We start from the raw sequence: 20287 nt of genomic DNA, 5'->3' as shown, positions 1-20287 counted from the left end.
CGTGGAGCTGCTGAAGGACTACCGGATCGAGCTGGGGCGCGACGATCGTGAAGCGCTCAACGACGACGGCCTCATCGAGACGTCCAAGGAAGGCAGGCGACTGGTTCACCGGATCACCGACAAGGGCGTTGCCTGGTGCAGGAACGATCTCAGCGAAGGCGAGGCTCCGTCGCGCATGGGACCACTGGCTCGGGTGCACACCGCGGTGCTGCGCCGCGTGATGCGATTCCTCGTCGAACGCGGACTGTTCGCCGAGGCTGTGCGCACTGGCACCCTGGAGGAGTTGATCCGGCAGGTGTATCTGGAGCTGGGCGACGGCTACCAGGACTGGGTCCGGCTCGCCAAGATCCGTCCGCGGCTCGGCGCCGAGCGCGACGACGTGGACGAGACGCTGCTGCAGATGGTGAAGGCCGGAGACACACATCTAGTTCCCAGTTCGAACCGCAAGGCGCTGACCGACGAGGACCACGCCGCCGCCATCAGGATCGGCGGCGAGGACAAACACCTCATGGCGATCGAGGAATCATGACCGAGCACCTGCGTGAGGCGCTGGCCGTCCTGCGGTTCAACTCCGCCGAGACTCCCGATGACGTCTGGCACGCCTCCCCGTTCCACATCGACGGTCTGCACACCAGGGCTGTGCATCGTCTCCGTGCGGGCATCGCCGACGCGAGAGACAGCATCGGGCCGAGCGTCGGAGGCCTTGTCCTGCAAGGCGAGAAGGGTGTCGGCAAGACGCACCTACTGGGTTCGGTGCGCAGGATGGTCCAGCAGCAGGGCGGCTACTTCTTCCTCGTCGAGGTCACGTCCGGGATGGCGTTCTGGGACGATGTGGCCGAAGCGATGCGCAGCGAGCTGCGTCGTGCCAACGATGACGGTGAGCTCCAGCTCACCGTGTTGTTGCGCCAGCTGTGTCTCGGCGCGGACATGCCGGAGGAGGTCGCGAACGCGGTCGCGGGAGAGGCAGCACTGACGCCCGAACACCTGCGAACTTTCCTCAGCGGACTGCGCAAAGTGGACAGTCGCATTGCTGTGGAGTGCGGTGACACGATCCGGGCGCTGGTGTTGTACGCCTCGGAGCACTCCGACATCGGTCGCTCCTACCTCAAGGGTCTGGACGACGCGGGGGACGAACGCCGTCGCTGGGGTCTTCCGGGGGAAGCGAGCCCATCGCGCACCCTGGTGCGGGACATCTCTCGCGTCCTCGCGATGACCGGTCCCTGCGTCATCGCCGTCGACCAGCTCGACACGCTGGTCAACAAGGGCCAGGACGAGGCCGGAGAGCAGGTGACGAACCCGCAGCTGGTGCAGGAGATCGCGGACATCTCCGACGGGTTGATGCAGCTCCGCGAGACGACGAGGCGCACGATCACAGTCGTCGCTTGTCTGATCGACACGTGGTTGATGCTCAAGTCGATCGCGAGTGACACCGTCGAGGACCGCTTCACCACGACGCCGATCCTGGCCTCCATCGCCGACCCGGAGATCGGCAGGAGACTTCTCGAAAAGTGGCTCGGTGTGATCTATCAGCGCAACGGTATCGTGCCGCCACACCCGACGTGGCCGGTGGCGCCGAGCGCTTTCGATCCGGCGAACTGGGCGAATCGCACGCCGCGCCAGTTGCTCAAGCGGGTGCACCAGCACGCGGAGTCCTGCTTGTACGGCGAGCTGAGAGAACTGGGCTCGTTCGACGAGCCGGTGCAGTCCGATCCGGTGGCGCCGCCGGTGCAGGCAGGGCCTGAACCGGACTACATGGCGGAGTTCGACGCCAAGTTCGCACGGTTGAAGGAGGCGGCCGGGATCGCCGCCGCGGACATCAGGTCCGGCAACGAGGACGAGCTCGTGCCTGCCTTGTTGCTCGCGGGGTTGAAGTCGTGGATCACCGAGGTGGGCAACGACGAGCTGAAGTGGCACCCGGAACCTCATTCCGACGACATGGGGCTGCACGCGGGGTTGCGGCTCACGGTGAACGAGGAGCTGGACACCGAGGAGCGGTGGGGGCTGCGGTTCATCGCGGTCAGTCACGGCAACACGGTGTTGCGCAAGCTTCGGGAGGCTCGTGCTGCCGCGGAGGGAACGCATGGGGCGCGGGGGCGGCATCTGATCATCATTCGCAACGGGGCCAAGGGCTGGACCGGTGCGGTGACGCGGAGTCTGGTCGCCGAGCTCGAGAGTGCGGGTGGGCGGTGCGTCGACATCACGGACGAGGATCTGCGGACGTTCAGCGCGCTCAAGGAGATCTGTTCGGTGCAGACGCATCAGCTGCTTGCCTGGCTGGTGGCGCGGAAGCCTGCCAGCAGCACGACGTTTCTGAGGTCTGTCCTGCCTGATCAGGAACGGACCGCGGCCAGCCACCAGGAGACCCGGCCTCCGCCACGGCCGAGAACGCCGAAGCAGGAACCCCAGCGGGCTGACGGGGCGATCCTGCTCGGGATGGACGGCGAGATCCGGATCGAGCTGGAGTCGTTGCGCAAGCACGCGATCGTGTTCGCCGGGTCTGGTAGCGGCAAGACCGTGTTGTTGCGGCGGATCGTCGAAGAGTGTGCGTTGCAAGGGGTTTCGGCGATCGTGCTCGATCCCAACAACGACCTGGCGCGGCTGGGTGATGCCTGGCCCGAGGTGCCGGGGGAGTGGCGCGGCGGGGACGAGGCGTTGGCCGCTGAGTACCTCGCCGGCACCGAGGTGGTCGTGTGGACGCCCGGGCGGGCCGGTGGGCGGCCCTTGAGTTTTCATCCCCTGCCCGACTTCGCGCTGGTTCGGGGGGATGAGGACGAGTTCGAGGCCGCTGTCGAGGCCGCTGTGGCTCGGTTGGTGCCTCATGCGCGGATCGCGAGCGAGACGAAGTTCGCTGTTCGGGGGCGGGCTGTGCTCAAGGAGGCGTTGAAGCACTACGCGCGCAGTGATCGCAGGGATCTGAACGGGCTGGTGGACTTGCTGGCCGAGTTGCCGGACGGGGTCAGCAAGTTGTTTTCCGCGACTGCTACCGCGGCTGATCTGGCCGAGACGCTGCGGGCCGCGATGGTCAACGATCCGTTGCTCGCCGGGACTGGTGAGGCGACGGATCCCGGGGTGTTGTTCGAGCCTTCAGTGGGGAAGAAGGCGCGGATCTCGGTGGTCAGTTTTGTCGGGTTGCCGTCCGACGAGCAGCGGCAGGGGTTCATCAGCCAGTTGCAACTGGAGGTGTTCGCCTGGATCAAGCGGAACCCTGCCGCTGATCGGCCGCTGGGCGGGCTGATGGTGATGGACGAGGCGCAGACGATCGCGCCGTCCGGTGGTGCTTCGGCCAGTACTCGGACGACGATTCTGCTCGCGTCGCAGGCGCGGAAGTACGGGCTCGGGTTGTTGCTGGCCACGCAGGCGCCCAAAGGTGTGCACAACCAGGTGACCGGGAACGCCACGACGCAGTTCTTCGGGCGGTTGAACAGTCCGGCGCAGATCGCGGCGGCCACGGAGATGGCTCGGGCCAAGGGGAGTTCGATCTCGGACATCTCGCGGCTGGAACGCGGGCAGTTCTACGTCACCGGGGACACGTTCGGGTTCCGGCGGATGCGGGCGCCGTTGTGTCTCAGTCACCACCCGCCCAGTCCGTTGCGGCTGGAAGAAGTGATCGAGAGGGCCAGGCAGTGAGCGAAGGGCGGTGCCGCGAGGCACCGCCCTTTGTCGTCAGAGTGCGGTGAGCATGTCCTCGATCCGTTGCCACAGCACGGGAAGCTGCTCGGTGGAGCCGCCGAGCACGACGAAGTTCACCGTCTCGTTGTCGCTGTCGACCTGCAGCGCGTACACCGCGTCGCCCTCCCGTTCGACGCGCAGGGCGATCGTGGTGTCGCCGTGGTGCACGGTGCCGGTGAGACCGCGGCGGGCCAGTGCGGGTGAGGCTGCGGCGAACTGCTCCGCCAGGTGCCGGAGGGCGTTCGGGGCGGGGGCCGGCTCCTTGTGCGACGTGGCCAGGTCCGTCACCAGGGCTCGCTCCTCGCCTGCGGTTTCCGCCGCCTCTACGCGGGCCACCAGGGCGTCGACCAGGTGCTCGTCCGCGCGCAGGTAGATCACGTCGGACGACGCGGGCGCCTCGCCGGTCAGGACCGGTACCACGTGGTCGCGGTCGACCAGGTCGTCCACTGTGGACACGAACGGCACCAGGAAGCGCACCTGGGCCTGCGGCAGGTCGTTGCCCTCCAGCACCGTCAGGCCGCGCTGGCGGCACGCCTCGACCACCTCGTCGACGACGGCGCGCTGTTCCTCGGCGAACGACACGGCGATGTCGTAGGTCGCGGGTTCGGTCACTCCAACCTCCTCGGTGAGTTCCGGCCGGCGGCCGGGCGCGCGCAGCATTCACCGGGGTTGTCGACCAGAAGTGGATGAGGAGTGGACGCGTTGACCACCTCGGTGGGCAACGGGAAACACCTGGTTTCACGCTTTTCGAAGACGAATGCTCGAAGGGAGCCCGCAGAGAGCGGGCGAAATCCGGAAATCAATTCCGATCACCTTCGGAGGATTCGCCATGTCCAAAATCGTGTCCACTGTCGCCGCCGGCGCCGCCACGCTCCTGACCGCGATCGCCATCGCGGCCTCCGTTTCCGGTGGTGTCGCGGCCAACGCCGACGACAACCCGCCGCCGCCCCCCACCACGACCACCACGGAAACGCAGGACGGCGGCGGGAACGTGTGGCACGGCTGAGCCACTCGTGAAATCGCCCCGGCCTATTTTCTGCAAGGCCGGGGCGATTGCCTCGCGCACGTTCGGATGATGTACTCGGAACACGCCGGAAGGGGAGGTAATCGTGGCCGCGACCTTTGGTGAGTTGTTGCGCCGGCATCGCATCGCCGCGGGATTGTCGATGGGGCAGCTGGCCAAGCTGATCCACTACAGCAAGGGCTATCTCAGCAAGATCGAGAACGACCTCAAACCGCCCACCCCGACGGTCGCCAGGTTGTGCGACGGAGTGCTGAAGGTGGGAGGTGTGCTGGTCGAGGCGGCGATGCGGCCGGCCTCCAGCGGACGCAGACAGGTGCTGGTCGCCGGGACGATGCTCGGCGCGGGCACGATGCTCGGCGTCGCGCCGCTCGGGGGCGGCGGGGCGCGGTCGGTGCCGGACGAGATGGTGCTCGCCGGGATGCGCGCGTCGTTCGAGACGCTGCAGGGTCTCGGGCTGCGGACCAGTCCGCTGGTGCTCGTCGAACCGCTGAAAGCCCTGCAGCACACGGTGCACGGGATGGCGCGCGAGAACACCGGGCCGGTCGGCACGCGGTTGCTGCGGCTCGCGGCGCGCATCGCCGAGTACACCGGCTGGATGTGCCAGGAGGCCGGGGACGAGCCGAACGCGCTGTGGTGGACGAGGCACGCGTCCGAACTCTCCCGCGCGGCAGGCGATCCCGACATCGCCGCCTACGCGTTCGTGCGGGAGGCCGGGCTCGCGCTCTACCGGCAGGACGCGGTCTCCACGATCAGCCTCGCCCAGCAGGCGCAGTGGATCGGCAGCGCCGGGTCGCGGGTGCTCGCGCTGGCCGCACGGCGTGAGGCACAGGGACATGCGCTCGCCGGCGACCGATACGGGACGGAGAGCGCGTTCGACCGGGCCGCGCACCTGATGGAGGCCGTCGACCCGGACAGCGCCTACCCGGCGCTCGGTTCCAGCGCGCCCGATCCGCTGGAACTGGCCCGCGGGTGGTCGCTGTCCGACCTCGGGCTCAACGGGGAGGCGGCGGCCGTGCTCGACCGCCAGCTCGCGTTGATACCGGCCACGTCCCGCCGTTCCCGGGCCCGCTTCGGCACGCGCCGGGCACTCGCGTACGCGCTGTCAGGCGAGGTGGACGAGAGCTGCCGCACGCTCGCCCCCGTGCTGGACGACGCGGCGCAGGTCGACTCCGCGACGGTGCGGACCGACCTGCGGCAGCTCGCGAGAACCTTGGGACGGTGGCACAACCACGGCGCCGTCCAGGAGGTCTACCCGGAACTCAAGCGCCTGCTCACTCACCGCTGACGCAGGCGCACGTGAACGCTGCCCGCTGAACTCGCACCTCCTCGGCTTCGGGTTGTTCGAGCTCGCGGAACAACGCTTCGGCGGCGTTCCAGTGCGGGACCGCCTCGTCGTGCCGGTCCAGTTCGTGCAGCATCCGGGCGACGCCGATCTCGCCGTGCGCCTGGTTGGTGCGGTTCCCCGCGCCGGTCGCGATGTCCAGTGAAGACCGGAAGAGCAGCAACGCCCCGGACGGGTTGCCGGTGTCCCGCACGGTGGCGGCCCGGTCGCGGTCGAGCCTCGCGTTCAGGTCCGGGTCGGTCAACCCGATAGCCGCCTTGGCCGCCATGTTGTTGTGGTGCAACGCTTCGGTGAGCCTGCCCGAGAGCCGGTGCGCGTCGGCGATGTTGGTCAGCGCGAAGGCGGCCACGGACGCGTCGCCGAGTTCGACAGCGATGTCATGCGCTTCCAGGTGGTTCGGGATGGCCTCTTCGAGCATCCCGAGGTGCTGCCGGATCGCGCCCAGGTTGTTCAACGTGTGGGCGAGGCCTTGCTGGAACCCGATCTCCCGCGAGATCTTGACGGCCTCTTCCTGTTGCGTCAGTGCGATGTCGTAGCGCTGGTGTTGTTCGTTGAGATAGCCGAGCATGCTCAACGCGTGTGCGCGGCCGCGCAGGTCGCCGCACTGCTCGTACTTCGCTCGTGCGGACTCGAAGTGCTCCAGCGCCTCGTCGTGGTCACCGAGTTGGAGTGACGAGATGGCGAGCGCGGTCAGTGCCGCCGCCTCACCTGCCACATCACCCAGCCGGCTCCAGCGCCGCAACGCCTGCTGGGCCAGCTCCTGCGCTTCCGAGTGCCGGCCACACCTGTCGTTGGCGCTGGAAAGGCGTTGCAGCACATACGCTTGGCTGTAGTCGTCGTCCGTGCGCACGGTCTTGACCGCGTCGATCCAGTCGTCGAAGCGGTTCGTCGTGTTGAAGTGCCGCCAGATCAACGCGGCCAGCAGCCACGCGTGGTCAGGTCCGGAGTGCCCGATCGCCGCCATCAGGTTGTCGCGCTCGGCGGTGATCCACGCCAACGCGTCGTCCGGCACCGCGAACCGCAGTCTGAGCGGGCTTTCGCGGTTCACCGAGGGCAGCGCGAGGCGGTCGAACGGGTAGGCGACGCTCACGGCGTCGGCCAGCGTGACGAGGTAGAAGTCGAGGAGGCGCGTCAGGGCGTCGGCCGGTGGTCCGTCGGTGGCGGCGAACTCCTTGACGGAGTCGAGCATCTGGTAGCGGTCCGGCGCGACCTCTTCGAGCAGGCAGACCTCGTGCAGGTCGTAGAGGAGCCTGCGGGTGGCGGTGACGTCGTGGCCGGCCAGCGCGGCAGCGCCGATCAGGTCGACGTCGGGGCCCGGGAGGTGGCCGAACAGGCGGAAGAGTCGTTGCTGCTGGTCGTCCAACTGCTGGTAGGAGGCGTGGATGGCGGCGGTGCCCTCCCGCCAGGCCCCGCTGTCGTCCATCAGGCCGAGCAGGTGGTCGAGCGACCACCGGTCGTGCTTGCGCAGCAAGGCCGCGGCGATCGTGATGGACACCGGCAGGTAGCCGCAGCGCTTCACCAACCCGGCCACGGCCTTCGACCTGCCGTGCACGCGCGGTCCGGTCAGCGTCAGGAACAGCGCTTCCGCGTCGTCGCGCGGCATCGGCGCGAGCCGCACGTGTTCGCTGATGTCGGGCTCGCCCATCCTGCGGCTGGTGACGATCGCGAAGCAGTCGCCTGCCTCGGGCAGCAACGGGCGGATCTGTTCGGGTGACGCCGCGTTGTCCAGCACCACCAACGTTTTCGTGCCGTAGAGCTGGGTCTGGTAGAGCGTCGCCTTGCGGCCCTCGGTGTCCGGGATCTGTTCGGGCGGGATGCCCAGCTCCGTCAGGAGTTGCGTCAACGCCTCCGACACCGACATCGGGGCCACGTTCGGCGTGAACCCGTTGAGCCCCACGAGGAGTTGTCCGTCGGGGAAGCGGTGGCGCAGGCGGTGCGCGGCCTCGACGGCGAGTCCGGTCTTGCCGACGCCGGGCGTGCCGCTGATCCACACCGCGCGGCGTTCGTTCGATCCCGCGGCGGCGGCCTCGATCGTGTCGAGTTCCCCGGCCCGGCCGGTGAAACCACCCGGACGGGACGGCAGCGAGCTCGCCGGTTCGCCGCGGCGGGCGCGTTCGGCGAGGTTGCGCAGCACGGTTCCGGGTTCGAGGCCCAGGTCGGCGAGCGCGTCGGACGCGGCGTCGAAGGCCTTGATCGCCCCGACCCGGTCGCCGCCCGCGATCAGCGCGCGCATCAGCAGTTCCGTGTACTTCTGGTGGGCGGGCTGGAGGCGGACGGCGCGGCGCATCCGGTCGCGGGCCGAGCGGTGGTCACCGGTGACGAGCTCCAGTTCGGCCAGGTCGCCGAGCGCGTCGAGGTACGCCTCGTCCGGCGGGATCACCTCGGTCCCGCCGATCCGATCGATGTTGATGTCCTCCAGGAAGTCGCCGCGCCACAGCGCCACCGCCTCGCGCAGCAACGCGACGGCACGCCTCTGGTCGTTGTCCTGCAGGGCCTGGGCGGCTTCGGTGCGCAGCCGGTCGAAGCGCAGCGAGTCGATCTGGTCGTCGTCGACGCGCAGCAAATATCCGGTGGCCGTTCGCTCGATCTCCACGTCGGTGCCGTCGAACGCCTTGCGCAGCTTGTTGATGTACCCGCGTACCAGCGTCCGGCGTTCCGGGTTGTCCGGCCAGACGACCTCGGTGATCCGTTCGGGTGACACGGGTTTGTTCGCGTTCAACAGGAGCACGACGAGGATGAAGCGTTGTTGCTGGTCCCCCAACGGTATGGCGGCGTGGTCGTGCCACGCGTCCAGTGGACCCAGCATTCGAAATTCCACGCCGCCTCCTGCTCTGAAGCTTCCGTCTGGGTGGAATGTCGCGCAAGGTCGCTTCCGCGTGTCAGGGAATCATCTTTTTGTCCACGTTTGATCAACGCGATCCGGTAACGGTGCACGTCATGGTGTCCGATGTGTTGCCGTGCTACCTGGTGTGCGACGTGTCGTTCTCGATGAGCGACCACATCGACGAGGTCAACGCCGGAATGCGCGAGTTCCGCGGTGTGGTGCACGCGGATCGGCGGGCGTCCGCGCAGATCAGGCTGTGCGTGGTCGCTTTCGCGGAAAGCCCGCTGGTCGTGCGGCCATTGCTGCCCGCGCTCGATCCGGCGGAAATCATTCGCCCTCGCCAGGAATCGGGATCCGACTTCGGGTCCGCGTTCACCCTGGTGCGCACCGTGATCGAACGCGACGTGCACGCCCTCAAGGAACAACGGATGCGGGTGCGCCGCCCGATGATCTTCTTCGTCTCCGACGGCAGGCCGACCGATCCGGCCTGGCCCGCCGCACTGGCTCGGCTGACGGCCACCGCGTCGTGCCCGGAGATGATCGCGTTCGGGCTCGGCGCGGTCGACCAGCCGACGCTCGGCCGCATCGGCACCTCACGCGTCTTCCTGGGCCGCGACGGCGTCCGCCTGGGCAACGCGCTGGCCTCTTCGGTCGCGCGGACGGTCCTGCGAGCGGAGCACGTGTGAGGAATCCACGGCGTGTCCACTTCTCGTCCACACACGCACCGCAACCTGCCTCCGCCGCACGTGAGAGAGCACGGGAGGAGATCGGGAGATGATGACGAACCTGGTCCGGGAGCTGAAGACCCTCCGCAAGGGACGGGGCGTGCACGCCGGACGGATCGCGGACAGGGTCGGCCCGTCGCTGGCCGCCGCCTGCGGGATCACCAGCGCCGACGGGTCGGTCGCGGCGAAGCAGAAGCTCGTCACCCGGCTGACCGAGCTGGTCGAGCAGCTCCCGGAGGACCTGCAGCTCGCGGCGCGCGCGGCGTTCGGTCTCATCGCCGACGTCCGGCAGCCGCTCTACCAGGAGCGCGTCACCTGGGTGGCCGCGCGGATCGACCGCGACTCCCGCACCGTGCGGCGGCGCGTGGACGAGGCCGTGGAACAGCTGGCCGAGCTCGCCGCCACGACGTCCCCGCGCACGGACGGCGGGTGGCACACCGCGGAGCTCAGCGTCGCGGTGGTCCTGGACCAGGGCCAGCCGGAGGTGCTGGAGCGCTACCAGATCGTCGCGGACCAGGACGGCGTCGACTCGCTCGACTTCGCGCCGGTCTTCCCGGTGCGGCGGCGCGACGTGGACGTGCACCTGCTCTACGGCGGCACCCTGCAGGAACGCGGTGAAGGTGGCCGGCCCGGCTTCACGCTGATCCCGGCCGAACCGCTGGCGCGCGGCGTGACCCACGACTTCGCGATCCGCTACCGCATGTCGCACCGCGACGCCATGCACCCGTGCGTGCTGCACGTGCCCGAACGGCCGTGCGAACTGTTCGACCTGCGGGTGCGGTTCGAGCACGACCGCAAGCGGTTGGTGCGGGCGTTCGACGGGGTGCTGGTGCAGCGGTCCGACGCCGAACCGCCCGGGATGGCGCAGGCGGTGGACCGGGCGTGGGAGATCCACCTGCGGTTCCGGCGGCTGCTGCCCGGCCTGCTCTACGGGGCGCGGTGGGGGAGCGCGGCGGTGTGCTCGGCGCGCCGGGCGTCATGAGCGGCGAGGCTCGTACCAGGTCTCGCCCACCGGTTCGCCCGCCATGTTCCACGCCCAGACACGGGTCGGCGTGATGCGGCTGTAGACGCCAGGACCGACGAGGCCGACGCGGTCCGCCGGGTCGTCGGCGACGCCGTAGACCCGGATCGCCCTCGCGACGAACGGGGTGAACGAGACCAGGTCGTCGACCACGAGCGACACCTGGCGACGGCCGGCGGTGATGTTGCGGAACTTGCGGGTGGTCCTGACCTGGTCACCCGCACCGCCGACCCACAGGTACTCGCCGTCGTACTCGAACGCCACCGGCACCACGTCCGGCTGGCCGTCCTCGTTGACGGTGGCGAGGCGGGCCAGGGGTTGTTCGCGCAGGTAGGCGATCTCTTCGTCGGTGAACATGCCTCCAATACGAACAGGTTTCTGCGGATTCGACCATCAGGCGCCGGTCACGGCGCGCAACGCCCACGGCACCACCGGGTCGAGCGCGCTCAACCGGTCGCGCAGCCTGGTGTCCCCGACCAGCACCCCCGAGGCGAGTCCCGCCGCCACGTCGGGCTGACGGCTCAGGTAGGTCTGGTGCAGCGTCCCGTCGCGGAGGCGTTCGTAGTCCTCGCGCCAGTGCCAGCCGACGCCGGGATCGAGGCGGGTGTTGGCCGCGTAGGCCGCGCCGCCGTTCGCGATCTTGCGCTCGTACTGGTCGTAGCCGCGGTCCGGCACGTGCAGGATGTCGATGCCGGCCGTCGTCATCGGGCCGAGGCGCGGGCCGGCCACGCCGTGGTTGCCCTGGTCGACGGTGACGTCCGGATCGCCGCGGTGGCAGGTCTTGGGCCCGATCCTGGTGCCGCGCGGCGACAACGACGCGGTGTCGCGCAGGACCAGCCGCCGCATCCAGCCACCGTCGGCGGACGGGTCGGCGACCAGGTTGTCGCGCCGCATCTCCACCACCCCGAACGCCGGGTCCACCGCGCCGAGGTCGTCGCGCAGCGAGGTGGAGGCGGGCCAGAAGAACTCGTCGGCGTCCGCGTTGATCACCCAGTCCGCGCCGTGCGCGGCGGCCGCGCGGCGGGCCATCGCGGTCACCCAGCGGCCCTGCTCGTAGTCCTGCGCCGGTTCGTGGTGCAGTTCGAGCACGCCCGCGTCGCGGTAGGCCTCCAGGACCTCGACTGTGCCGTCGACCGAGCCGTTGTCGGTCGCGACGACCAGGTCCACCCCCGCGGCGAGGTGGTGTTCGATCATCGCGGCGACGACGTCGGCCTCGTCGCGGACGAGCAGGGTCATGATCAGGCGCACCCGCACAGCCTACGGACGGGGCCGGGGCATGCGCCGGGAGGAGTTCGTCCACAAACGACGAGCGTCGACCACCGCGCTCGTCCAGCACCGGGATCGCGGCGCGGCACCTCGCCGAAGCTCGGAAAGCATTCAGCGGCAACCTCTGACACCCCGCGAATTCACGGTTGGAGTCGAGAAGGTCTCAACCGGCGCGGCTGGCTTGACAACGAAAGCATCCCGAGCCAATCCTCCGCTGGTGCTGAAGCGAGGGAACGTCACGACGAAGTTGATTGGCGTCGGCGCGTTGGTGCTGGCGGTGGCCGCCTGTGGCGCCCCGCCCGCCAAGGAGACGCCGGCCGGCGCAGCCGGGACCGCGAAGTCCGCGAGTGAGCTCGGCGGCATGGACAAGCTGGTCGAGGCCGCGAAGAAGGAGGGCAAGCTCAACGTCATCGCGCTGCCCCCGGACTGGGCCAACTACGAGAAGGTCATCGAGGCGTTCAAGGCGAAGTACGGCATCGAGGTCAAGTCCGACCAGCCGGACGCCTCCAGCCAGGAGGAGATCAACGCCGCCAAGCAGCTCAAGGGCACCGACCGCGCGCCGGACGTGTTCGACCTCGGGCTGAACGTGGCGCTCGCGAACAAGGATCTGTTCGCGCCCTACAAGGTCAGCACCTGGGACGACATCGCCGCGGAGCTCAAGGACGCGGACGGCGCGTACTACGGCGACTACGGCGGCTTCATGTCGATCGGCTACGACGCCGCGAAGGTGCCCGCGCCGACCAGCGTGAAGGACCTGCTCAAGCCCGAGTTCAAGGGCAAGGTCGCGCTCAACGGTGACCCGACGGCGGCCGGCGCGGCGTTCTCCGGGGTCGTGATGGCGGCGCTGGGCAACGGTGGTTCCGCCGACGACATCGCGCCCGGTGTCGAGTTCTTCAAGCAGCTCAAGCAGGCCGGCAACTTCCAGCCGGTCGACCCGTCGCCCGCGACGATCGAGTCCGGCCAGACGCCCGTCGTCATCGACTGGGACTACACGAACGCCGCCCAGACCGAGAAGCTCAAGGGCAAGCTCGACTGGAAGGTCGTCGTGCCGGCCGAGGCGCAGATCGGCGGCTACTACAACCAGGCCATCAACAAGGACGCGCCGCACCCCGCGGCCGCGCGTCTGTGGCAGGAGTTCCTCTACTCCGACGAGGGCCAGAACCTCTACCTGCAGGGTCTCGCCCGCCCGGTGCGCCTCGACAAGATGGGTGACAAGGCGGACAAGGCGGCGAAGGAGAAGCTGCCGAAGACCGACGGCAAGCAGGTGTTCCAGACGCAGGCCCAGGCCGACAAGGCCAAGGCCGTCCTGACCGCGACCTGGGCGCAGGCCATCGGATGACCTCAGTCGCTCCCGTAGCGGCGGCAAAGCCCGGCGGTCCCGCCCCCAAGAAGGGTGGGGCCGCCGGTCGGCCATCTGCGGCCGCCTGGCTCGTCGCGGTGCCGTTCCTGGCGTTCGTCGGCATCTTCCTCGTCTACCCCACGGTGCTCGTGCTGGTCGGCGCCTTCCAGGACTCGAACGGCGCCTTCACGTTCGACAACCTCACGACCCTGTTCACTGGCGTCGTCTTCGACGCGTTCGTGCGCAGCATCGAACTCTCCGCGCTCACGGCGGTCATCGGCGCGATCTTCGGCGCGCTGCTCACGTGGGCGATCGCGGTCGGCAACCCCGACGGGATGCTGCGCCGGACCGTCGTCGCGGGCAGCGGTGTGCTCGCCCAGTTCGGTGGCGTGCCGCTGGCGTTCGCGTTCCTCGCGACGGTCGGCTTCGAAGGTCTTGTCACGAAGTTCCTGCGTGACAACGTTGGCATCGACCTGTTCGCCGGCAGCGCGTGGCTCTTCGAGCTGCCCGGCCTGACGCTCGTCTACACGTTCTTCCAGATCCCGTTGATGGTGATCGTGTTCCTGCCCGCGCTCGACGGCCTGCGCCCGCAGTGGCGTGAGGCCAACGCGTCGCTGGGCGGTACGAGCTGGACCTACTGGCGGCACGTCGGCGGACCGATCCTGACGCCGCCGTTCCTCGGCGCGCTGCTCCTGTTGTTCGCCAACGCCTTCAGCGCGTACGCCACGGCCGCCGCCCTCGTCTCGCAGGGCAGCCCGATCGTGCCGCTGCAGATCCGCGGGTTCCTCACCGGCGAGGTCGTGCTGGGCCAGGAGAACCTCGGCAAGGCGCTCGGCCTCGGCATGGTGATCGTGGTCAGCATCGCCATGGGCGTCAACGTGCTGCTGCAGAAGAGGGTGGCCAAGTGGGTTCGCTAGTCAAGCAGCGCGTCCTGCGCACGATCATCCTGCTGGTCCTGGGTGTCTACTTCGTCCTGCCGTTGATCGCGATGGCGGAGTTCTCCACCCGTGGCAGGAACGACACCCGCAGCCTGGAGTCGTGGACGTCCATCGTCGACGACGAAGGGCTGATGGAAGCCCTCGCCAACTCGCTGCTGCTGTCCGTCACGAGTGCGGTGCTGATGCTGGTGCTGCTCGTGCCGACGATGGCGTGGATCCGGTTGAGGCTCCCGCAGTTGCAACGGCTCGTGGAGTTCCTGTGCCTTCTGCCGCTGGCGATCCCCGCGATCGTGCTGGTGGTCGGCATGGCGCCGCTTTACGCGTGGGTGAACTACTTCCTCGGCGACTCACCGCTGACGTTGACGTTCGCGTACACGATCCTGGTGCTGCCGTTCGCTTATCGCGCGGTCGACGCCGGACTCTCCGCGATCGACCTGAAGACGCTCGCCGAAGCCGCGCGCAGCCTCGGCGCGTCGTGGTTCACGGTGCTGTGGAAGGTCGTCGTGCCGAACATCCGCGTCGCGCTGATCGGTGCTTCGCTGCTGAGCGTGGCGCTGGTGCTCGGTGAGTTCACGATCGCTTCGCTGCTCAACTTCGACACGCTGCAGGTGCAGGTCAACCTCCTGGGCAAGCGCAACGCGGGTGTGTCCATCGCGGTGTCGCTGCTGTGCCTGATCTTCGCGTTCGTCCTTCTGTTCGCACTTTCCTACGTCGGCCAACGGCGCCGTCAGACCGTGGTCGAGGAGTGAAGATGGGTCACCTGGTACTCAAGGGACTGCGCAAGACGTTCGGTGACAACACCGCGCTGGACGGCCTCGACCTGGAACTGGCCGAGGGTGAACTCGTGTCGCTGCTCGGCCCGTCGGGCTGCGGCAAGACGACGGCGCTGCGCATCGTCGCGGGCTTCGAGACGTCCGACTCGGGCACGGTCACCGTGGGCGGCAAGGACATCACCAAGGTTCCCGCCAACAAGCGGGACATGGGCATGGTCTTCCAGGCCTACAGCCTGTTCCCGAACATGACCGCGGCGCAGAACGTCGCGTTCGGCCTGAAGATGCGCAGGACCGACTCCAAGAAGGCCGGCGAACTGCTGGAACTGGTGGGGCTGGCGCACCTGGGCGGCCGCTACCCGCACCAGATGTCGGGTGGTCAGCAGCAACGCATCGCGCTGGCGCGGGCGTTGGCGATCCAGCCGCGTGTGCTGCTGCTGGACGAGCCGCTGTCCGCTTTGGACGCCAAGGTCCGCGTCTCGTTGCGGGACGAGATCCGTCGCATCCAGACGGAGCTCGGCATGACGACGCTGTTCGTCACGCACGACCAGGAGGAGGCGCTCGCCGTCTCCGACCGGGTCGGCGTGATGTCGCACGGACGCCTGGAGCAGCTCGACACCCCGTCCGTGGTCTACCGCGAGCCGAAGACCGCGTTCGTGGCGCAGTTCGTCGGCGTCACGAACTCCGTGGAGGCCAAGGCCGAGGGCCAGACCGTGGTGGTCAACGGGATCACGCTTCCGGTCTCGCACGACCAGCCGTCCGGGAGTGATGTCCGGTTGATCGTGCGGCCGGAGGACATCGGCGTTTCCGCGCACGACGGCGACGCCGGTGGCAAGATCGTGGGCGACGTGCTGACCCAGTCGTTCCTCGGGCCGGTCACGCGGATCTCGGTGAGGGTGGGGGAGCAGGTGCTGCGCATCGACCAGCCCTCCAACACCGCCGCCGCGTACCAGCCGGGGTCCCAGGTCGCGCTCGACCTCAGCGAATCACGGATCATGGTGGTGCCTGGATGATCAAGAAGCTCCTCGCGCGCGACACGGCGGAGGCCCACCGGGTCGCGACGCCGTTGGAGCTGTTGTTCGACCTGAGCTTCGTGGTGGCGGTCGCCCAGGCCGCCGCCTCGTTGCACCACGCCGTCTCCGAGAACCACGTCGGAGCCGGCGTGCTGGCGTTCTGCATGGCGTTCTTCGCCCTGTGGCTGCCGTGGCTGAACTTCACCTGGTTCGCCAGCGCGTTCGACAACGACGACACGCTGTACCGGGTCATCACGATGGTCCAGATCGCCGGTGTGCTCGTGGTGGCGGCGGGGATTCCCGCCGTCTTCGAGCACCAGGACTACCGGATCGTCGTCGGCGGGTACGTCGTCATCCGGCTCGGCATGGTCGCGCACTGGTTGCGGGCGGCGCGGGACAACCCGGAGCACAAGACCTGCACCCGGCGTTACGCCGGCGGCATCGCGTTCATGCAGGTGCTGTGGGTGTTGTGGGTCGTGGCCGCGCCGCCGTCGCTCCAGGTCGCGCTGTGGGTGCTCTTCATGATCGGTGAACTGCTGGTGCCGGCCTGGGCGGAACGCTCCGGCGCCACGACCTGGCACCCGCACCACATCGCGGAGCGGCACGGGCTGTTCACGCTGATCGTGCTCGGCGAGTCGATCCTCGCGGCCACGCTGGCGTTCCAGAAGGGCTTCGACAGCGGCGTCAACCTGATCTCGCTCGCCGCGGCCTCGCTGGTCATCGTGTTCTCGGTGTGGTGGATCTACTTCGAGGCACCGGCGCACCTGCACAACCTGAAGAAGGCGTTCCTGTGGGGCTACGCGCACCTCTTCATCCTCGGGTCGATCGCGGCGCTCGGCGCGGGGCTCGCCGCCAGCGTCGACTACGACCTGCACATCTCGCACGCTCCGGGGACGACGGTGGCCGCGTTCACGACGGTGCCGCTGGCGGTGTTCTTCCTCTGCGTCTGGTACGTGCAGGACTGTCCTGGGCAGTCCGGGGTGCGCAAGTACCTGCTGCCGCTCGGGTCGGTGGCGGTGCTGGCGGCGACGTTCGGGCCGGCGCCGATCCACGTGACGGCGGGGATCGCGCTGGTGCTCTGCGTCGCGACGCGGCTGGTGCAGACGCAGGATCACCGCGTCGAGGTGTGAGGCACTTTCGCGTCTTCTCGTCCTTCTGACACCGGTGGTGCGATGATCGTCGCCATGACCGGTGTCCGTGAACTCCGCCTGGTCGTCACCGCCGACGACTACGACGAAGCCCTGCGTTTCTACCGAGACGTGCTCGGGCTCGAGCAACGGGCGGCGTTCGCGTCCGACGGCGGGCGGGTCACGATCCTCGAGGCCGGCCGGGCCACGCTGGAGCTCACCGACCCGCCGCACGCCGAGTTCATCGACTCCGTCGAGGTCGGCAGGCGCGTCGCGGGGCACGTCCGGGTCGCGTTCGAGGTGGACGACTCCGCGGCGACCACCCGTGAACTGGAAGCGGCCGGGGCCGAGGTGATCGCGGAACCGACGCGCACGCCGTGGAACTCGCTGAACGCGCGGTTGAAAGCGCCCGCCGGGTTGCAGCTGACGTTGTTCCAGGAGCTGGGCGAATAGATGACGATCTCCGCTGCCGGGTACCGCGACCTCGCGAACCGGGACGTGCTGGCGTGCGCCGTGGTGACGGTCGCCGCGAAGTTACCGATGTCGATGACGCCGCTGATGATGGTGTTCCTGACGAGGGGGCTGCCCGGCGGGTACGTGCTGGCCGCGTCGCTGGTCGCCGTCTACGTGCTGGGCGAGATCCTCGGTGCCGCGCTGCTCGGGCTCTTCCTCGACCCGTCGCGGATGCGCGGGCAGTTGTCGATCGGGCTGGTGGTCGGGGCGGCGGCGTTCACGACGCTCGCGTTGACGCAGAACGTGACGGTGCTGGCGATCGCGGCGTTCGTCGCGGGGGCCGGGCCGTCGACGACGCCGGGCGGGTTGCGCGCGATGCTGCTCGGGCTCGTGCCGGACTCGTTGGTGCCCAAGGCGATGGGCTTCGACGCCATGATCACGCAGGTGGTGTGGGCGGTGGCGCCCGCGCTGGTCACGGTGCTGGCGTTGAGCGTCGACCACCGGGCGCCCGTCGTGGTGTCGGTGTCGCTCGTCGTCGTGGCGGCGTGGCTGGTGTTCATCCTGCCGCGCGGGCACGTGACGTCGCGGTCGGGCACGGCGAAGCCGCACGTGGTGGCGTCGGCGTGGCCGATCTACCTGGTGAGCGCGGCGGCACTGGCGCAGCTCGCGGTGGCCGAGCTCGTGCTGCCCGCGTTGCTGGAGCACCGGGGGATCGCGATCGGCTGGATCGGGCCGCTGCTCATGGGGTTCGCGGCGTGCAGCGCGCTGGGCGCGGTGCTGTACGGGCTGCGGCCGTGGCCGGGATCGTTGCGCACACAGGGTCTGGTGCTGCTCGTCGTCACGGCGACGTGCGTCGGCGCGCTGGCGTTGTTCCCGAACCTGCCGGGCATCGCGGGCGCGTTGCTCGCGGCCGGGCTGTTCCAGTCCGGGGTGCTGGTGACGCGCAGTCTGGCGTTGCGCGAACGGCTTCCGGTCGGCGCGCACGCGGCCGGGTTCTCGATGATGTACGCGGTCACGGGCGCCGGTTACGGGCTCACGGCCGTGGTCGCCGCGTGGGCGATGGACGTCGGCAACCCGGTGTGGGCGGTCTTCGGTGGTGTCGCGGTGACCCTGGTCCTGACAGCAGTCAGCGCGGCTGCCGAACGCCGGCAGCCGCGCTGATCTGAGTTGGACTCCTTCTGGATGGGAGCTTTCTACCCGCGGTAGAAGTTCCCCTGGGTCTGCACGTTCAGCTCGTCCGTGCGGAACAGCTTCGCGATGAACGTGCGCGGGTCGCGCATGTCGATCACGTCGAAGCCGCGGCCCATCTCCGAGGAGTAGATGTAGCCGTTGTACCAGTAGGTCGACCAGGTGCCGCCGGAACTGTTGTTCGGCATCGGGCCGCGCTCGAAGAAGCCGATCTCACGCGGCTTGCTCGAGTTCGTGAAGTCCCACACCGAGATGCCGCCCTGGTACCAGGACTGCACCATGATGTCCTTGCCGGGCACCGGGATCAGCGAACCGTTGTGCGCGACGCAGTTCTCCGAGTCGGTCTGCATGCGCGGGATCTTGTAGTAGGACTTGAACACCAGCTTGCGGTTCTTGCCCTTGCCCACGATGTCGTAGATGCCGTTGGCGCCGCGGTTCGGGCCGATCTTCTCGTTGCACGTCGCCGCGCCACCGCCACCGAGCTCGTCGGTGAAGACGACCTTGGTGCCGCTGTTGTTGAACGTGGCGGAGTGCCAGAACGCGAAGTTCTTGTCGTCCTGCACGCGGTTGATCTCGACCAGGTTCTCGCGGTTCGAGATGTCCCAGAGGACGCCGTCACCCATGCATGCGCCGGCCGCGAGGTCGAGCTGCGGGTAGACGGTGATGTCGTGGCAACCGCTCGTGGCCGAGGTGTAGCCGGTCTCGATGTCGCCGGAGCGACCGGGGTTGCCGCCGTCCGGGAAGAGGACCGGTGCCTTGAGCAGCGAGGCAGCGGCCGGGTTCTTCACCGGGACCTTGACGATGGAGATCTTGTCGTGCGGCGGCTGGCAGTCCGGGAACGTGGCGTTGGGCGAGTAGGAAGAGACGTAGAGGTACACGTCCTTCTTGTTCTTGCTCGGCACCATCGTGTGGGTGTGCGAACCGCAGGCGGTCTCGACGGCCGCGACGTACTTCGGGGCGGCCTTGTCGCTGATGTCGAAGACCTTGATGCCCTCCCACGACTCCTTGATCGTCGCCGGCTGGGAGACGCTGGAGCAGGAGTTGTCGCTGCGCGACGAGTCGGTCGACAGGAACAGCAGGTTCCCGTACACCGAGATGTCGTTCTGCGAGCCGGGGCACAGGACCTGGCTCTTGATCGTGGGCTTCTTCGGGTTGCGGACGTCGTAGATGACGAAGCCGTCGTAGTTGCCGACGAACGCGTAGTGGTCCTGGAACGCGATGTCCGTCTGCGTCGAGCTGAGCGGAGCCTGCTTGTCCAGGTGGGCGACCGGGACCATGTTGCGACTGCGGCTGATCTCGTCGACGCCCGGAAGAGCGGCGGACCCTTCCGCGCGCGACTCGAGCTGAGCCTCGCTCAGTCCCTTGCCGTCCGCAGGCAGGTCGGGCTCGGCGTTCGCGGACGCGGTCACCGTCGACAGCGTCAGCGCGAGCGCCCCCAGAACCGCCAACGGCGCTCTGCGCCGCCAGGCCGTTGCGCGTGAAGTCACAGCTGTACCCCCTCGGTACGGGTTGGTGAGGGGGAGTATCACCCTTTCGCCTTGCTAAGGGCCAGCGTCTTTCGGAGGTTTTTGCGCTTTTTGCGCACACC

Annotated in this window: 18 protein-coding genes; 13 read left to right on the top strand and 5 right to left on the bottom strand. The window is 68.6% G+C overall.

Features of this window, described 5'->3' with window-relative positions:
- The first annotated feature begins 1 nt into the window (after position 1).
- Both PV646_RS40715 and PV646_RS40710 read left to right on the top strand, forming a co-directional pair.
- A complete protein-coding gene (locus tag PV646_RS40715; RefSeq protein WP_500348058.1) occupies positions 2 to 529 on the top strand; it encodes a hypothetical protein in 528 nt (175 codons plus the stop codon).
- The gene (locus PV646_RS40710; protein WP_500348057.1) at positions 526 to 3627 is read left to right on the top strand and encodes a helicase HerA domain-containing protein; all 3102 of its coding nucleotides are present in this window, start codon (positions 526 to 528) and stop codon (positions 3625 to 3627) included. Before PV646_RS40715 ends, PV646_RS40710 begins: the two co-directional genes overlap by 4 nt.
- 36 nt (positions 3628 to 3663) lie before the next feature.
- On the opposite strand, the gene PV646_RS40705 is transcribed toward PV646_RS40710, so the two are convergent.
- Positions 3664 to 4281, bottom strand: coding sequence for a hypothetical protein (locus PV646_RS40705; RefSeq protein WP_500348056.1), 618 nt, complete (start codon positions 4279 to 4281; stop codon positions 3664 to 3666).
- 217 nt (positions 4282 to 4498) lie between these two features.
- Here PV646_RS40705 and PV646_RS40700 point away from each other — a divergent pair, with 217 nt between their 5' ends.
- The gene (locus PV646_RS40700) at positions 4499 to 4675 is read left to right on the top strand and encodes a hypothetical protein (RefSeq protein ID WP_500348054.1); all 177 of its coding nucleotides are present in this window, start codon (positions 4499 to 4501) and stop codon (positions 4673 to 4675) included.
- Positions 4676 to 4778: 103 nt separating this feature from the next.
- A complete protein-coding gene (locus tag PV646_RS40695; RefSeq protein WP_500348052.1) occupies positions 4779 to 5978 on the top strand; it encodes a helix-turn-helix domain-containing protein in 1200 nt (399 codons plus the stop codon).
- Here the strand turns inward: PV646_RS40695 and PV646_RS40690 are convergent.
- Positions 5965 to 8853, bottom strand: a complete 2889-nt coding sequence (locus PV646_RS40690; protein WP_500348050.1) for an AfsR/SARP family transcriptional regulator — start codon at positions 8851 to 8853, stop codon at positions 5965 to 5967. The two genes, PV646_RS40695 and PV646_RS40690, sit on opposite strands and share 14 nt — an antisense overlap.
- Positions 8854 to 8972: 119 nt before the next feature.
- Between PV646_RS40690 and PV646_RS40685 the strand changes: the two genes are divergently transcribed.
- Both PV646_RS40685 and PV646_RS40680 read left to right on the top strand, forming a co-directional pair.
- Positions 8973 to 9545 carry a vWA domain-containing protein gene (locus tag PV646_RS40685; protein WP_500348049.1) on the top strand — a complete coding sequence of 191 codons (573 nt, stop codon included), beginning with the start codon at positions 8973 to 8975 and terminating at the stop codon, positions 9543 to 9545.
- Positions 9546 to 9636: 91 nt separating this feature from the next.
- Positions 9637 to 10566 (top strand): hypothetical protein, encoded by a 930-nt coding sequence (locus tag PV646_RS40680; protein ID WP_500348047.1) that lies wholly within the window; start codon positions 9637 to 9639, stop codon positions 10564 to 10566.
- Here the strand turns inward: PV646_RS40680 and PV646_RS40675 are convergent.
- Both PV646_RS40675 and PV646_RS40670 read right to left on the bottom strand, forming a co-directional pair.
- On the bottom strand, positions 10561 to 10962 hold the full coding sequence (locus PV646_RS40675; protein ID WP_500348046.1) for a PPOX class F420-dependent oxidoreductase: 402 nt from the start codon (positions 10960 to 10962) through the stop codon (positions 10561 to 10563). The genes PV646_RS40680 and PV646_RS40675 overlap by 6 nt on opposite strands.
- 36 nt (positions 10963 to 10998) lie before the next feature.
- Positions 10999 to 11853, bottom strand: coding sequence for a glycosyltransferase family 2 protein (locus PV646_RS40670; RefSeq protein WP_500348044.1), 855 nt, complete (start codon positions 11851 to 11853; stop codon positions 10999 to 11001).
- A 235-nt stretch (positions 11854 to 12088) separates the two neighbouring features.
- Between PV646_RS40670 and PV646_RS40665 the strand changes: the two genes are divergently transcribed.
- From PV646_RS40665 to PV646_RS40635, 7 genes are read left to right on the top strand one after another with little or no spacing between them, the layout of a single operon-like run.
- Positions 12089 to 13210, top strand: coding sequence for an ABC transporter substrate-binding protein (locus PV646_RS40665; RefSeq protein ID WP_500348042.1), 1122 nt, complete (start codon positions 12089 to 12091; stop codon positions 13208 to 13210).
- Positions 13207 to 14127 (top strand): ABC transporter permease, encoded by a 921-nt coding sequence (locus PV646_RS40660; RefSeq protein ID WP_500348040.1) that lies wholly within the window; start codon positions 13207 to 13209, stop codon positions 14125 to 14127. The genes PV646_RS40665 and PV646_RS40660 overlap by 4 nt, the downstream gene beginning before the upstream one ends.
- Positions 14115 to 14897 carry an ABC transporter permease gene (locus tag PV646_RS40655; protein WP_500348038.1) on the top strand — a complete coding sequence of 261 codons (783 nt, stop codon included), beginning with the start codon at positions 14115 to 14117 and terminating at the stop codon, positions 14895 to 14897. Before PV646_RS40660 ends, PV646_RS40655 begins: the two co-directional genes overlap by 13 nt.
- Before the next feature lie 2 nt (positions 14898 to 14899).
- The gene (locus PV646_RS40650) at positions 14900 to 15931 is read left to right on the top strand and encodes an ABC transporter ATP-binding protein (protein ID WP_500348037.1); all 1032 of its coding nucleotides are present in this window, start codon (positions 14900 to 14902) and stop codon (positions 15929 to 15931) included.
- Positions 15928 to 17061: a low temperature requirement protein A gene (locus PV646_RS40645; protein ID WP_500348036.1), complete on the top strand. Its 1134-nt coding sequence runs from the start codon at positions 15928 to 15930 to the stop codon at positions 17059 to 17061. The genes PV646_RS40650 and PV646_RS40645 overlap by 4 nt, the downstream gene beginning before the upstream one ends.
- Before the next feature lie 54 nt (positions 17062 to 17115).
- Positions 17116 to 17511 (top strand): VOC family protein, encoded by a 396-nt coding sequence (locus tag PV646_RS40640; RefSeq protein ID WP_500348034.1) that lies wholly within the window; start codon positions 17116 to 17118, stop codon positions 17509 to 17511.
- Entirely contained in the window at positions 17512 to 18672 is a 1161-nt protein-coding gene (locus PV646_RS40635) for an MFS transporter (RefSeq protein ID WP_500348032.1), read from the top strand. It abuts the gene before it with no gap.
- 32 nt (positions 18673 to 18704) lie between these two features.
- Here PV646_RS40635 and PV646_RS40630 read toward each other — a convergent pair whose 3' ends face one another.
- On the bottom strand, positions 18705 to 20186 hold the full coding sequence (locus tag PV646_RS40630; RefSeq protein ID WP_500348030.1) for an LVIVD repeat-containing protein: 1482 nt from the start codon (positions 20184 to 20186) through the stop codon (positions 18705 to 18707).
- Between the last annotated feature and the right edge of the window lie 101 nt (positions 20187 to 20287).

Source organism: Streptomyces sp. ID05-26A (genome assembly GCF_033794685.1).
Taxonomy (GTDB): Bacteria; Actinomycetota; Actinomycetes; order Mycobacteriales; family Pseudonocardiaceae; genus Lentzea.
Note: the sequence above shows the minus strand (reverse complement) of the source record. Positions and strands in the feature narration are given on the sequence as shown.

Bases quoted from the DNA above. Each gene is read 5' to 3' on its own strand.
- PV646_RS40710 (WP_500348057.1), top strand. From the start codon at position 526: ATGACCGAGCACCTGCGTGAGGCGCTGGCCGTCCTGCGGTTCAACTCC.
- PV646_RS40700 (WP_500348054.1), top strand. From the start codon at position 4,499: ATGTCCAAAATCGTGTCCACTGTCGCCGCCGGCGCCGCCACGCTCCTG.
- PV646_RS40685 (WP_500348049.1), top strand. From the start codon at position 8,973: ATGGTGTCCGATGTGTTGCCGTGCTACCTGGTGTGCGACGTGTCGTTC.
- PV646_RS40680 (WP_500348047.1), top strand. From the start codon at position 9,637: ATGACGAACCTGGTCCGGGAGCTGAAGACCCTCCGCAAGGGACGGGGC.
- PV646_RS40675 (WP_500348046.1), bottom strand. From the start codon at position 10,962: ATGTTCACCGACGAAGAGATCGCCTACCTGCGCGAACAACCCCTGGCC.
- PV646_RS40660 (WP_500348040.1), top strand. From the start codon at position 13,207: ATGACCTCAGTCGCTCCCGTAGCGGCGGCAAAGCCCGGCGGTCCCGCC.
- PV646_RS40650 (WP_500348037.1), top strand. From the start codon at position 14,900: ATGGGTCACCTGGTACTCAAGGGACTGCGCAAGACGTTCGGTGACAAC.
- PV646_RS40645 (WP_500348036.1), top strand. From the start codon at position 15,928: ATGATCAAGAAGCTCCTCGCGCGCGACACGGCGGAGGCCCACCGGGTC.
- PV646_RS40640 (WP_500348034.1), top strand. From the start codon at position 17,116: ATGACCGGTGTCCGTGAACTCCGCCTGGTCGTCACCGCCGACGACTAC.
- PV646_RS40635 (WP_500348032.1), top strand. From the start codon at position 17,512: ATGACGATCTCCGCTGCCGGGTACCGCGACCTCGCGAACCGGGACGTG.